This window comes from Kitasatospora sp. NPDC056783 (assembly GCF_042789895.1).
Lineage (GTDB): Bacteria > Actinomycetota > Actinomycetes > Streptomycetales > Streptomycetaceae > Kitasatospora.
In genome coordinates this window covers 1-12966 of the sequence record NZ_JBHUAF010000240.1, presented here as the reverse complement: position 1 = coordinate 12966, position 12966 = coordinate 1, and the positions used below count along the sequence as shown (strand labels likewise).

The following is a 12966-nucleotide window of genomic DNA, read 5'->3' as shown; positions in this document are numbered from 1 at the left end:
GGTGTCCGCGTGGGGGCGGACCCCTGCCGGGGCGGGTGCGTCAGGAGCAGGTGCGGCGACGGCGGGCGTGGGCCACCGCGCCCGCGCCGACGCCCAGCGGCACCGCGCCGGCGCCCGCGTGGAGCAGGGCGCCGTCACCGCGACGCATCGCCGAAGATGCTTGGTCCGACTGGTTCGTCCTGGCGATCTGATCACCCGATCGTCAGTGCTTCGTGTGCCGTCTTGACGATCGGGCGGTCGGCTCAAGGGCCCGTCCCCGGCGGCCGTGCCGGGGCGGCCGGGGTGGCCGGGGTGGCCGGCCCCACCGGTCCGCGGTGGCGGCCCGCGTGTCGGGGCGGCGGGCGGGCACCGGAGTTCTCTATCGTCCGTCCGGAGCCGCCGAGTCCGTGGACTCCGCCTCGGCGCAGCCGATCAGACCCGTGGGAGAGTGCGATGCCCGGCCCAGAGCAGACCGTCCCGGAGCCGGCCGGCGAGGCCGGTGGGCAGCAGACCGGTGCGGAGCGGCCGGTGGCCGCCGTCACCGAGAGGAGCGCCGACGTCATCGTGGTCGGCGCCGGTCCGGCCGGCTCCACCGCCGCCGCCCACCTCGCCCGCACCGGACTGGACGTCCTGCTGCTGGAGAAGTCCGTCTTCCCCCGAGAGAAGGTCTGCGGCGACGGCCTCACCCCGCGCGTCGTCAAACAGTTGACCGACCTCGGCATCGACGTCTCCGAGGAGGCCGGCTGGCTGCACAGCCGGGGCCTGCGGGTGATCGCCGGGCACCGCTCGGTCGACTTCGACTGGCCCGAGCTCTCCGCCTACCCCGGGCACGGGCTGGTCCGGCGTCGCGCCGACTTCGACGAACTGCTCGCCCGCAAGGCCGCCTCGGCCGGCGCCAGGGTGGTCGAACGCGCCAATGTGACGGGCCCGTTGGTGGACGAGCGGACCGGCCGGATCACCGGCGTCACCGCCGACCTGGGGGAGGAGCGCAGGCCGGTGGCCTACCGGGCCCCGGTCGTGGTCGCCGCCGACGGCAACTCCACCCGACTGTCGGTGGCGATGCGGCGCCACCGCCGCACCGACCGCGCCATGGGCGTCGCCTACCGGACGTACTTCACCACCCCGCGGCACGACGACCGCTACCTGGAGGCCTGGCTCGACCTGCGCGACCCCGACGACCCGGCCCGGGGCCCGTTGCCTGGCTACGCCTGGGTGTTCGGCATGGGCGACGGCACCGCCAACGTCGGCCTCGGGGTCCTCGACACGGCCAAGCCCGAGGTGGACTGGCGGGAACTGCTGCGCCGGTGGTGCGAGGGCCTGCCGCCGGAGTACGGCTACACCCCCGACGCGGTCACCGAGCCGATCCGCGGCGCCGCCCTGCCGATGGGCCTCAACCGCCGACCCCAGTACGCCGACGGCCTGTTGATGGTCGGCGACGCGGTCGGCGCGGTCAGCCCGGGTACCGGCGAGGGCATCGCCTACGCGATGGAGTCCGGGCGCTACGCCGCCGAGACCATCGTCCAGGCCCTCGCCCGTCGCACCGACAGCGGTCGCGAACTCGCCCTGCGCGCCTATCCGCAGGCGCTGCGCTCCGCCTACGCGGGCTACTTCGCGCTCGGCCGCCTCGCCGCCGGCATGCTGGACCGCCCCGGGCTGTTCGGCGCGGCCGGGGCCACCGGGCTGGGCCGGCCGGCGCTGCTGAACGCGGTGTTCCGGCTGATGCTCAACCTGACCGAGCCGAACTCCAAGGACGCCCTGGACCGGCTGCCCCACCTCATCGGACGGGTCGCCCCCGGGAAGTGACCCGGCCGCGGTGCCCCGGGTCCGGCCGGAACCGAACCGGCTCCGCCGGGACCGGAAGGACGGCCCCCGCACCGGAATTCACTGGCGGGTGCGGGGGCACCGGGGATAGGAAGGGCGGATGAGCATCAGCGACACCGACACCGACCGGCGCCTGTTCCGGCCCACCGTCCTCGACCTCGGGGACGCCCTGCTGCGCCCGTGGGGCCGTTCCCTCGAACTGCCCGGCGGCGTCGGGCCGGCCCTGGCCGCCGCGGCGGCGGACCCGGACATCGCCCGCTGGAGCCCGCTCGCCGCCGTCGGCCCGGTCGATCCCGAGGTCTACCTCGACCGCTGCGACAGCCTCTGGGCCGACGGCACCGCGGCCGCCTTCGCCATCACCGACGCCGCGGACGGCGGTCTGCGCGGCAACGCCTACCTGGGCTGGACCAACCGGGACGACGGAGTGGCGATGGTCGGCTACTGGCTGCTCGCCACCGCCCGCGGCCGGGGCCTGGCCACCCGGGCGGCCACGGCCGTCACCCGCTGGGGGGTGGAGCACGCCGGCGTCCGCCGCATCGAGCTCTACCACTCCGTCGCCAACGAGGGCTCCTGCCGGGTCGCCGAGCGGGCCGGCTTCCCGTACGAGGGCACCCTGCGCGGCTCCTACACCTACGGCGGGGGCGTCTACACGGACGAGCACCTGCACGCCCGGCTGGCCTCGGACCCGTTCACGGACTGAACGCCGGCCGACGGCCGCCGGAGGGGTCTCAGCCCCAGACGGTCGCGCCGTGGGCCCCGTACGCGGCGGCGGACTCGATGAAACGCTTCTCCTGCAGGGCGGTCAGCCTGCGGACCACCAGGATGGCGAGGACGGCCGCCGCCACCTCGACCAGGTCGGAGGCGATCAGCCAGGCCACGGCGTCCTGGTAGTCGTCCGCGTACTTCGCCGAACTGGCGGACTGGGCGCCGAACCGGCCGATCAGGTTGGACAGCACGAAGGTGCCCCACCAGAGGTTAAGCAGCGGCTGCGGGTGCGGCAGCCGCACCCCGGACTCGTCCGGCCGGGCACTGGCCTGCCAGGTGTCGACCGCGATCTGCCAGGGGAACCAGAGGAGGACCACGGGGGTGAACCAGCTGCCGATCGCCCAGCCGCGCTTGAACCGGTGGCCGTGCGGCTCGAAGACCTCGGCGTTCACCCGGGCCCGGTGGAACCAGACGATGAAGGTGACCGCCGAGGCCACCATGGCCACCGTCTGGAGGAGACCGATGGCGTCGTGGAGGCCGATCGCGTCCATCAGCGCGGAGTCGTCGGCCAGTTCGTCGCTACCGGCGACCTTGCCGGCCTCCCCGTACACGAGGAACCCGGCGCCGAGCGAGGCCACGGTCACCGCGCCGCACACGGCGAGCAGGACGGTGGCGGCGACGGAGCTCGATCTCGGCGAGCGGTAGACAGCGGGGGAAGACATCGGGCACGGACTCCTGGACTGGACCAATGTGACGGAGCGACACCTTAGGGCCGGCGGGCGGCGCCTGGCCAGCCCTTTTGGTGCGGCCCCGTACGGTGCCGACCGTCCAAGGGGCCGGACGGCCCGGTGCGCGGGTCGTGCGGGCACGGTCGACCGGGGATCGCGCCGCCGCCCACCGCCGCCGCCCACCCCCGCCCGCAGGCTGCGCGCGGGGCGGGGAGCGGCCTAACCTGGAAGGGCGCGTTCGGTGCGTCGCCCGCGAACGGAAGCGGTGGTCATGACGGTGATCTCGGCGGCTCTCTTCGGTACCGACTGGTGGCAGCCCGGACTGCCCGGCGGTGCCGAGCTGCTGCGCGAGTGCGCCGCCCGGGGCTGGACGGTCGTGCTCACCGGGCCGGGTCCCGCCGGGGCGCCGGTGCTGAGCGTGGCCGATCCCGGAGGCGACCCGGTGCGGGCCGCCCTGGAGCTGGTGGACGGCGGGCCCGGGCACGCCGTGGCCGTCGCCGGGAGCGTGCGGGAGGTACGGGCGGCGCGGCGGGCCGGGGTGCCGTGTGTCGCACTGGCGGCCGGCGGGGGCACCGGCCCGGAGCTGCGGGCGGCGGGTGCGGCCGAGGTCCACCGTGACGCCGCCGCGCTGCTGAGCGTCCTGGACGACAGCCTGCTCGCCCGCCCCCGGGCCTTCGGGCCCGTCGGCGCCGCGTCGGGCGGCACCGGGAAGGGTTAGCGCCTGCCCGCGCCGGGCGACCGCCCGGGTGCGAGCACGTCACCGGAAGTGTCGGAGGTGACCGAGATGGACGGACCCGCGTTGAGCGGACGGGAGCGGCGGCTCCTGGAGGAGATCGAGTCCGGTCTGCGTCAGGACGCACGGCTCGACCGGAAGCTGAGCACGATGGGTGCCAAGCCGCCCGGCCGGGTCCGGCGCGCGCTCCGCGCCGTCGGGCGCCGGCTCTCGGCGGGGGTGGTGGTGACCGCCCTGGTGGCGACGGCGATCTGCCTCGGCGTGGGCGTACGGACCCCGGTCACCTCCGTCCTGGTCGCGCTCGGCGTGGTCTGGGCCGCCACGGTGGCGGCCGCGGTCGCCACCTCCGAACTGCTGCGCCGCCACGGTGCGGCCCGCGGCGGTCGCCCCGAACCCGTGGCCCCTGCGGAGCCCCGGGAACGGGACCGCCGGGAGCGCCGCGAGCGGCGGCCCTGGGACCGACCGGAGGCATGAGGCGATGACCACCGAACTGTGGGAGCACCGACCGGGCTCCCATCCCGCCGCCGACATCACCCTGACCGGGTACGAGGTGCACGCCACCGACGGCCCGGTCGGCCGGGTCGTGCAGGACGCCGGGGACCACCTGCTGGTCGACGCCGAGCCGTGGGTGCCGGGCACCCGGGTGCTGGTTCCGGCCGGCCTGGTCGCCCGGCTCGACCACCTCGACCGCGCCGTCCACCTCGACTGCCCGCGCGCCCGGCTCAGCTCCGCCCCGCCCGCGGCCGTCGACCTGACCGCCCCGCACCCGCGCTGACCGGCCGCGCCATGGGCTGGCCGTCCACCACGCTCACCGGCCGGACGATCGCCTTCCTGGTCGCGCCGTACGGGGCCGAGCAGGTCGAACTGACCGACCCCTGGCAGGCGGTCGCCGAGTCCGGCGGCACCCCTCGGCTGCTGTCCACCGCCGAGGGGCGGGTCCAGGCCGTTCGGCACCACGCCGCGGGCGACACCTTCGCCGTGGACGCCCTGGTCGCCGGCGCCGACCCGGCCGACTACGACGGGCTGGTCCTCCCGGGCGGCGTGGCCAACCCCGACCGGCTGCGCCTGGACCGCCCGGCGGTCGCCTTCGTGCACGCCTGCTGCGCGGCGGGCCGACCGGTCGCGGCGATCTGCCACGCCGCCTGGACCCTGATCGACGCCGACGCCGTACGCGGCCGCACCCTCACCTCCTGGCCCAGCCTGCGCACCGACCTGGTCAACGCCGGCGCCCACTGGGTGGACGAGCCGGTGCACGTCTGCCACGACGGCCCGGGCCCGCTCGTCACCAGCCGCGAGCCGGCCGACCTGCCGCTGTTCGACGACGCCTTCGTGACGGAGTTCGCCCACGCGGCGGCGCGGCGGCGGTGACCGGCGGGCGGGATCGCGGCCCCGGCCTCAGCGGGCGACCAGGCGGAAGTCGCTCATGGTGACCCCGTCCGGGTCGGGGACCTGCCGGCAGGTGAAGTGCCGGCCCGCCAGGTCCGCCGGACCGACGCCCAGCCGGGCCGCCAGATCGGGGGCCACGGTCCGATGGGCGCGCGCCCCCGGGTCGTCCGCCCTCCGGTACCGGGCCAGTGCCCCGCGGACCTCCACCACGACGTACTCCACCCGCTCACCGGCCTCCCGCCCACCGGCGGGTTCCGGGTGGTGGTCGTGCTGCCGGGCATCCGTCGGGCGGCCGCACAGGCCGCACAGCGCGTCGTCGGGCGGGATGGTCACGGGCGGTCCCTCACTCACGGAGCCCCCTCGAGAGGGTTCGGCAGGTCGCGGCGAGTTTAGGCGCTCGCGGCCGTGGCCACCTCAGTCGCCCCGGAGGCGGACGAACGTGGCGGCGGGCGGACGGCCGGTGAGGGTGAGTTCGGCGCGCAGCGGGGCGGTCAGCGGGTGGACCTGGCCGTGGTCGGGGTCGGCGGTGGGCGGGCCGAGCAGCGGGCGGGTGGTCTCGGCGACCTCGCGGGACTGGACCGGGGTGAGCGGCGGGGTGGTCAGGAACACCCGGCCGTCGTCGAGCCGGAGGATCAGCGCGTGCGGGTGGGCGGCCGGGCCGGTGACGGCGCGGACGGTGGCGTCGAGGGTGTCGCCGCGACGGTACTTGACCCAGATCCGGCCCCCGCCGCGCGGCCGGTACGGGGAGGCGGCGGCCTTGCAGACCAGGCCCTCCACCCCGGTGTCGGCGAGCCGCTCCATCCACTCCAGCGCCTCCGCCCGGTCCGTGGTGGCCATGACCGGCCGGATCGGCGGCGGGACGTCGGCCAGGGCGGCGAGCAGCAGCCGACGCCGGTCGGTGAGCGGCAGCCGCCGGACGTCGCGGCCGGGCAGGGCCAGCAGGTCGAAGGCGATCAGCCCGAGCGCCACCTCCGGGGCGGCGGCGCGGGCCCGGCGGGTGCGCAGCAGCTCGCCGAAGGCGAACCGGCCGTCCCGCCAGGCGACCAGCTCGGCGTCCAGCACCAGCCCCTCGGGCAGCCGGGCGACGGCGGCGGCGATCGGCGGGAACTCGGGCGCCAGGTCGCGGCCGCCGCGGGACTGGAGGTAGGCCGGCCGGTCGCCGCGGGCGAAGGCGACGCAGCGGAAGCCGTCGAGTTTCAGCTCGTACCGCACGCCCCCGCCGCCCAGGCCGTCGGCGGGCGGGACGGCGGTGACGGCGGCCGGGCGGATCACCTCGACGGGCGGGTGGATCACCTGGCGCGGCTGCCCGGACCGGTCCGGCCGGGACGACGGTCTCGACCGGGCGGGGGCCGTCGGCGTCGTCGGCGCGCCGGGCAGCGGCCGGGCCCGCTCCGGGTCCAGCAGCGGGGCGAGCAGGTCGCCGTGCGCGGCCAGCCGGGCGGGGACCTCGGCGAGCGTGAACACCAGGTCCCCCTCGGTGCCGGCGCGCTCCAGTTCCGCCCAGGCCAGCGGCGCGGAGACGGTCGGAAGCGGGCGGGCCCGCAGGGTGTACGGCGCGGCGGTGGTCTTCTTGGCGTTGTTCTGCGACCAGTCGACCAGTACCCGGCCCCGGCGCCGGGCCTTGGCCATGGTGTGCACCACCAGCTCGGGGTGTTCGGACTCCAGGGCGGCGGCCAGCGCCTTCGCGTATCCGGAGACCCGGGCACAGGGTGTGGGCTCGATCGGGACCAGCAGGTGCAGGCCCTTGGAGCCGGAGGTCTTCACCCAGGCCGTCAGGCCGTCTGCCGCGAGGCGCTCGCGCAGCAGCAGCGCGACCGTGCGGCAGGTGAGCACGTCCGCGCCCTCGCCGGGGTCGAGGTCCAGCACCAGCCGGTCGGCGAGGGCGGGCGCGGCGGCGTGCCACTGCGGGACGTGCAGCTCCAGGCAGCCCAGGTTGGCGACCGCCAGCAGCGCCGCGCCGTCCTCCAGCACCACCTGGCGCAGCTCGCCGGCGCTGCTCGGCACGTCGACCACGCGCACCCAGTCCGGGGTGCCGGGCGGCGGGTTCTTGGCGACGAACACCTCCGCCTCGACGCCGTCCGGGCAGCGCAGGAAGGAGACCGGGCGGTCGCGCAGGTGGGGGAGCAACGCGGTGTGGACGGCGGCGTAGTAGCGCAGCACTTCGCCCTTGGGGGTGCCGGTGCGCGGGTAGTACACCTTGTCGAGGTGGGAGAGGGCGAGGGTGCGCCCGTCCACCGTCATCTGCGGCACGGTCCGCCTCCGAGGCCTCCGGTGGGTGGCCCCCGCAGGCCAGTCTGCCCCGCCTCGGCCTCGGCCGCGCCCGGCCCGGTGCGCCGGGCGCTTCTCGCGGTCGCGGGCGGCGGCCGGGCTGCTTATGGTGAGGGCGCGGTCACACCCCTTCCGCCCCGGCGGCGGGAGGCGGGCGGCGCCGCCGGGGGGACGCGGGGGGACGACAGCGGGGGGACAACAGGGGGGAACCACCGACGAAGGAGTCCCCGTGACCACCGCCCGAGACATCATGCACACCGGCGCCCAGTGCATCGGCGCCCACCAGACGCTGTCCGAGGCCGCGCGGATGATGCGCGACATGAACGTGGGTTCACTGCCGATCTGCGGTGACGACCAGAAGCTCAAGGGCATCATCACCGACCGCGACATCGTGCTGCGATGTATCGCCGAGGGCAAGGACCCGGAGAGGACGACGGCCATGGAGCTGTCCGGCCACCTCCACTGCGTGCGGGCCGAGGACAGCATGGAGACGGTGCTGGGCAAGATGGAGCGGCACCAGATCCGGCGCATCCCGGTGATCGACGGGGACCGGCTGGTCGGCATGATCAGCGAGGCCGACCTGGCGATGGGCCACCGCCAGGGCCACCGGCTGACCGACGAGCAGATCATGACGTTCATGGACAGCGTCTACATGAAGCAGTGACCGGCTGACCGTCCCCCCCCGTGCCCCGTGCCCCGTCCCCGCCGCCGTCGCGAGCGCGCAGGGCGGGGCACCGGTGTCAGCGGCCGGCGTCGGCCGGGCCCGTCCCAGGGGCCGGAACCGCCTTTCCCACAGGGCGGGACGGGGGCAGAATGGCGTCCATGGGAAAGCAGTACCAAGTCATCGACGGCCGGCTGCGCCAGTTCATCGAGCGCCAGCCGGTCTACTTCGTGGCCACTGCCCCGCTGGCCGCCGACGGGCACGTCAACCTCTCGCCCAAGGGACGTTCGGGCACCCTCGCGGTGATCGACGAACTCACCCTCGCCTACCTGGACTTCGGCGGCTCGCAGGCCGAGACCGTCGCCCACCTGCGGGAGAACGGCCGGATCACCCTGATGTGGTGCGCCTTCGAGGGCCCGCCGACCGTGGTGCGGGTGCACGGGCACGGCGAGCCGGTCTTCCGCGACGACCCGCGGTTCGCGGAACTGCTCGGCCACTTCGCCCCGGACGCCGACGGCTCCGGCCTGCGGGCGATCGTGCTGGTCCGGGCCGACCGGATCAGCGACTCCTGCGGCTACGCGGTGCCGTTCATGGACTACCGCGCCGACCGCGACCTGCACGCCCAGTACTTCGGCCGGAAGGACGAGGAGGAGTTCGGCGCCTACTGCGAGCGCAAGCCGCTGGTCCGCACCAGCATCGACGGCCTGCCGGCCGTACCGCTGCCGCTCCCGCCCCGGCCGGCCTGACCGCGAGGCCGGCCTGACCGCGCGGCCGGAGAACGCGGCGAGGCCGCCGCGACCCTATCGGGGGTGCGGCGGCCTCGTGGCGTGCGGCCTTACTTGGACAGACCGGCCTTGACGGAGCAGACCGGCCAGGCGCCGGGGCCCTGGGAGGCGAGGACCTTCTCGCCGATGGCGATCTGCTGGTCCTTGGTGGCCTGGTGGGCCTGCGGGGCGTAGGCGGTGCCACCGAAGGCGGCCCAGGTGCTGGAGGTGAACTGCAGGCCGCCGTAGAAGCCGTTGCCGGAGTTCACGGCCCAGTTGCCGGTCGCCTCGCAGGAGGCGACCTTGTCCCAGACCGAAGCCGGCGCGGCGGACGCGCCGGTGGCCGTGACGAGGCCGGCCACCGGGAGGGCGGTGAGCGCCCCGGCCATCAGAGCCATCCGGACGCGGTTGCGGCGCTTCGGGGTGGCAGTGGTGGTGGCAGCGGCGGTCTCGTTACGGAAGGTCATGGATTTCCTTTCGGAGGGGTCTGCGAGCGCGCGGAACCAGGCCTTCGGAAGGCCGTCGGTTTCGGGGACACGTGACTCGCGTGGTCCGGCACCGTTCCGCTCGGGGGCTCGGGGCCCGGCCGGAGCGGATTCGCTCGGTGCAACGGATTCGAAGGTACGGGTGTGGTCGTGGCAGTTTCAAGGATTCGAAGGTTTAGCCACGTCAGAGGGCCGTTACCGGAGGTAAGAATCAAGAAAATGTATAGATTTCGCCCGATTTGCACCTATTTTCAAGATCGAAAAGCCCCTGAACGTGGCCCGCGCCACTGCGGACCCGCCCCGGAACCGCTGTGAGGCCGCCCACACGGTCGACAGCGCGTGACGGCCCGTCGGCCGCCGGTGCCGATTCCGCCGCCCCCGCGGCCCGCCGGGGTGGCCCGCACCACAGCGCTCACTCCGAGCGCCCGATGCCCTCACTCCCGGTGGCGGGGCATAGCCTCGGGCCATGAGCAACGAGAGCGACGCAGCGGACACGGCGGACCCGGGAGAGGTCGACGCCGGTACGGGTGGGGCGGCCGACACGGGCCGGGGGAGGCCGGCCGAGGCCGCGGCGCCGCTCGGCGTCGGGGCGCACGAGCTCGCGCCCGCGCCCGCGCCCGCCGGCTTCGAGCTGGGCACCGACGGCCCCAAGGTGGTCCTGGCCGGCCTGGACGGCTCCGACTCCTCCTGGCGCGCCACCGCCTACGCGGCCGGACTCGCCCGCCGGCAGGGCGCCGTCCTCGCGGTGGCGTACATCCAGCCGATCCTCGGCGCCGCGACCGCCCTGGCCGGGGCCGCGGTGGAGGAGGTCACCCAGGAGATCGCCGAGGAACTGCTGGCCGCGCTGCGCGAGGCCGAGCACCGGGTGCGCGAGGTGTGGCGGGTGGACTGGAAGTTCCTGACCATGCGCGGCGACCCGTACGCCGGGCTCGCCAAGCTCGCGGACGAGCTGCGCGCCGACGCCGTGGTGGTCGGCGTCTCCGAGAAGGCCGGGCACAAGGTGATCGGGTCGGTGGCGGTCCGGCTGGTGAAGGCGGGCCGCTGGCCGGTCACCGTCGTTCCTTAGCGGCGCGCGCGGCGGGGCGGGCCGTCCTCGTTCCTCGGGGCCGCGTGCGGCGGGGCGGGCCGCCGCCGTCCCTGGCCGGGAGGTGCGGACGGCCGCCGGTCGGGCGGCGGGTAGGGTGCGTGACCATGACGGACACGCGGGGCACGCACCCCTCCGAGCCCGCCCACCCGACCGGCAACGATCTGCACCTCGACCTCCCCGCCGCCGGCGGCCGTCGAGCCGCGCTGATGGCGGCCCTGCGCGAGGCGATCCGCAGCGGCAGACTGGCCCCCGGCACCCGGCTGCCGCCCTACCGGGCCCTCGCCGCCGACCTCGGCCTGGCCCGCAACACCGCCGCCGAGGCCTACACCGAACTCGTCGCCGAGGGCTGGCTGACCGCCCGTCAGGGCTCCGGCACCACCGTCGCCGACCGGGCCGAACCCGTCCCGCGGGCCGGGGCCCGCCGCCCCTCGCGCCGGCCGGGGCCCGTCCACGACCTGCGCCAGGGCCGGCCCGACGCCGCCTCCTTCCCGCGCGCCGCCTGGCTCGCCGCCGCCCGCCGGGCCCTCACCGCCGCCCCCAACGAGGCCTTCGGGCCCGGAGATCCGCACGGCCGGCGCGAACTGCGCACCGTCCTCGCCGACTACCTCGCCCGCGCCCGGGGAGTGCGCGCCGACCCCGACCGGATCGTCGTCTGCTCCGGCTTCGCCCACGCGCTGCGGCTGCTCTTCGACGGCGCCGCGCCCGTCCTGCCGCCCGCCGAGCACGGGCCGCTGGCCGTCGAGGCCTACGGACTGGGCTTCCACCGCGGGCTGCTGGCCGCCGCGGGCGTCGCCACCGTCCCGCTGCCGATCGACGAACGCGGCGCCCGCGCCGACGAGTTGGCGCAACGTCCGGACGTCCGCACGGCGCTGCTCACCCCCGCCCACCAGTTCCCCACCGGTGGCCCGCTGCACCCGGGCCGGCGGGCCGCCGTGGTCGACTGGGCGCGCGGGAGCGGCGGGCTGGTGCTGGAGGACGACTACGACGGCGAGTTCCGCTACGACCGCCAGCCGGTCGGCGCCCTCCAGGGGCTCGACCCGGAACGGGTGGTCTACCTCGGCAGCACCAGCAAGAGCCTGACCCCCGCGCTGCGGCTCGGCTGGATGGTGCTGCCCGACCACCTGGTGGACCGGGCGCTCGCCGCCAAGGGCGAACGCGAGGGCTGGGCCAGCGCCCTGGACCAGCTGACCCTCGCCGAGTTCATCGACTCCGGCGGCTACGACCGGCACGTGCGCCGGATGCGCCGCCGCTACCGGGACCGCCGCGACCAGCTGGTGGCCGCGCTCGCCGCCCGCGCCCCGCACGTGGAGGTGTCCGGCATCGCGGCCGGCCTGCACGCGGTGCTGCGCCTGGAGCCGGGCACCGAGCGCTCGGTGCTCAAGGCCGCCGCCTACCGCGGCCTGGCCGTCGACGGGCTCGCCGACTACCGGCACCCGGCGGCCGACGGGGCGGCGATGCCCGCGGTCGACGGCCTGGTGGTCGGCTACGCCACGCCGCCGGACCACGCCTACCCGGCGGCGCTCGGCGCGCTCTGCGACATCCTGCCGCCGTCCGTCTGAGGACGGGCCGCGACGGGCCCATGGGGGCGGCGAAGGATAGGCCCCCCGGCCCGCCCGCGGGGGCGGAACGAGAGCGGCCGGTACGGGGTGTCCGCCCGCCGCTCCTGCGTCGGTACGGACCCGGGCCGAGGAGGGCAACCCCGGAGGTGGTGACCCCTACGCTCCTTGGTCATGCGCAGAACACCTTTGAGCCGCGCCGCGCTCGCCGCGTGTCCGGCCCTCGCCGTCGGTCTGCTCCTGTCCGCCGCACCCGCCGCCCGGGCCGCGGACACCCCGCTGCCCCTCACGGCCGTCTCGGACAAGCAGACGACCGTCCGGGGCGGCCAGTTCACGCTCACGCTGACGCTCACCAACCCGTACGACACCCCGATCCAGTTCGTCTACCAGAGCGTCCAGGAGACCTACGGCACCAGCCTGCAGAACGGCCTCAAGTTCACCGCGACCGCCTGCGGCACCCAGACCAACGGGTGCAGCGACAACGTCCACGGCGGCATCGCCCGCTACGACGTGCCGCTCGCCCCGGGTGCCAGCAGCACCTTCACGGTGACGTACGCGGTCGCACCCGACTCGGCCTGCGGCCCCGCCACCCGGATCGACTTCTACTCCTACCTGTACTACGAGTACAACAGCGGCGAGTCCGCCAACTCGGGCATCGTCGGCGTCCCCGGCACCCAGGTCGCCTGCGCCTGACCCGTCGGCCCCGTCGGCGTCCTCCGGTGTCCCCGGTGCCGACGGCGCGCAGCGGCAGACGCGCGAGCCTCTCCGGCGCGGCTCCCCGCCGCGCAACCCC

Annotated in this window: 15 protein-coding genes and 1 pseudogene; 11 read left to right on the top strand and 5 right to left on the bottom strand. The window is 75.9% G+C overall.

All coding sequences use genetic code 11. From position 1 onward, the window contains the following. The first annotated feature begins 432 nt into the window (after positions 1–432). Together ACFRMQ_RS27590 and ACFRMQ_RS27585 are read left to right on the top strand one after the other, a co-directional pair. On the top strand, positions 433–1782 hold the full coding sequence (locus ACFRMQ_RS27590) for a geranylgeranyl reductase family protein (RefSeq protein WP_380733357.1): 1350 nt from the start codon (positions 433–435) through the stop codon (positions 1780–1782). 118 nt (positions 1783–1900) lie between these two features. Next, entirely contained in the window at positions 1901–2500 is a 600-nt protein-coding gene (locus tag ACFRMQ_RS27585) for a GNAT family N-acetyltransferase (RefSeq protein WP_380733356.1), read from the top strand. Positions 2501–2528: 28 nt separating this feature from the next. On the opposite strand, the gene ACFRMQ_RS27580 is transcribed toward ACFRMQ_RS27585, so the two are convergent. Further along, positions 2529–3227, bottom strand: a complete 699-nt coding sequence (locus tag ACFRMQ_RS27580) for a DUF4328 domain-containing protein (protein WP_380733355.1) — start codon at positions 3225–3227, stop codon at positions 2529–2531. A 277-nt stretch (positions 3228–3504) separates the two neighbouring features. On the opposite strand from ACFRMQ_RS27580, the gene ACFRMQ_RS27575 reads away from it, so the two are divergent. The 4 genes from ACFRMQ_RS27575 to ACFRMQ_RS27560 all read left to right on the top strand — a co-directional run bounded on the left by ACFRMQ_RS27575 (position 3505) and on the right by ACFRMQ_RS27560 (position 5334). Then, positions 3505–3951: an HAD family hydrolase gene (locus ACFRMQ_RS27575; protein WP_380733354.1), complete on the top strand. Its 447-nt coding sequence runs from the start codon at positions 3505–3507 to the stop codon at positions 3949–3951. A 66-nt stretch (positions 3952–4017) separates the two neighbouring features. After that, a complete protein-coding gene (locus tag ACFRMQ_RS27570; RefSeq protein WP_380733353.1) occupies positions 4018–4440 on the top strand; it encodes a DUF3040 domain-containing protein in 423 nt (140 codons plus the stop codon). Between the two features lie 4 nt (positions 4441–4444). Next, on the top strand, positions 4445–4741 hold the full coding sequence (locus ACFRMQ_RS27565) for a PRC-barrel domain containing protein (RefSeq protein ID WP_380733352.1): 297 nt from the start codon (positions 4445–4447) through the stop codon (positions 4739–4741). Between the two features lie 11 nt (positions 4742–4752). Next, positions 4753–5334 (top strand): type 1 glutamine amidotransferase domain-containing protein, encoded by a 582-nt coding sequence (locus tag ACFRMQ_RS27560; protein ID WP_380733351.1) that lies wholly within the window; start codon positions 4753–4755, stop codon positions 5332–5334. A 27-nt stretch (positions 5335–5361) separates the two neighbouring features. Here the strand turns inward: ACFRMQ_RS27560 and ACFRMQ_RS27555 are convergent, their stop codons facing one another. The 3 genes and pseudogenes from ACFRMQ_RS27555 to ligD form a co-directional block, all read right to left on the bottom strand. Next, positions 5362–5685, bottom strand: a complete 324-nt coding sequence (locus ACFRMQ_RS27555) for a hypothetical protein (RefSeq protein ID WP_380733350.1) — start codon at positions 5683–5685, stop codon at positions 5362–5364. Between the two features lie 81 nt (positions 5686–5766). Further along, entirely contained in the window at positions 5767–6564 is a 798-nt protein-coding gene (locus tag ACFRMQ_RS27550; RefSeq protein WP_380733359.1) for a DNA ligase, read from the bottom strand. A 159-nt stretch (positions 6565–6723) separates the two neighbouring features. Beyond that, positions 6724–7593 (bottom strand): annotated as a pseudogene (gene ligD, locus ACFRMQ_RS27545) (non-homologous end-joining DNA ligase); the annotation flags it as partial. A 256-nt stretch (positions 7594–7849) separates the two neighbouring features. Between ligD and ACFRMQ_RS27540 the strand changes: the two are divergent. Both ACFRMQ_RS27540 and ACFRMQ_RS27535 read left to right on the top strand, forming a co-directional pair. Beyond that, on the top strand, positions 7850–8284 hold the full coding sequence (locus tag ACFRMQ_RS27540; protein ID WP_380733349.1) for a CBS domain-containing protein: 435 nt from the start codon (positions 7850–7852) through the stop codon (positions 8282–8284). A 158-nt stretch (positions 8285–8442) separates the two neighbouring features. Further along, on the top strand, positions 8443–9027 hold the full coding sequence (locus ACFRMQ_RS27535) for a pyridoxamine 5'-phosphate oxidase family protein (RefSeq protein ID WP_380733348.1): 585 nt from the start codon (positions 8443–8445) through the stop codon (positions 9025–9027). A gap of 89 nt (positions 9028–9116) precedes the next feature. Here the strand turns inward: ACFRMQ_RS27535 and ACFRMQ_RS27530 are convergent, their stop codons facing one another. Next, positions 9117–9512, bottom strand: a complete 396-nt coding sequence (locus ACFRMQ_RS27530) for a transglycosylase family protein (RefSeq protein ID WP_380733346.1) — start codon at positions 9510–9512, stop codon at positions 9117–9119. A gap of 649 nt (positions 9513–10161) precedes the next feature. On the opposite strand from ACFRMQ_RS27530, the gene ACFRMQ_RS27525 reads away from it, so the two are divergent. From ACFRMQ_RS27525 to ACFRMQ_RS27515, 3 genes are all read left to right on the top strand, one after another. Further along, entirely contained in the window at positions 10162–10596 is a 435-nt protein-coding gene (locus tag ACFRMQ_RS27525) for a universal stress protein (protein ID WP_380733358.1), read from the top strand. Positions 10597–10721: 125 nt separating this feature from the next. Further along, on the top strand, positions 10722–12176 hold the full coding sequence (locus ACFRMQ_RS27520) for a PLP-dependent aminotransferase family protein (protein ID WP_380733345.1): 1455 nt from the start codon (positions 10722–10724) through the stop codon (positions 12174–12176). A gap of 171 nt (positions 12177–12347) precedes the next feature. Beyond that, positions 12348–12866 (top strand): hypothetical protein, encoded by a 519-nt coding sequence (locus ACFRMQ_RS27515; RefSeq protein ID WP_380733344.1) that lies wholly within the window; start codon positions 12348–12350, stop codon positions 12864–12866. Positions 12867–12966: the final 100 nt, after the last annotated feature.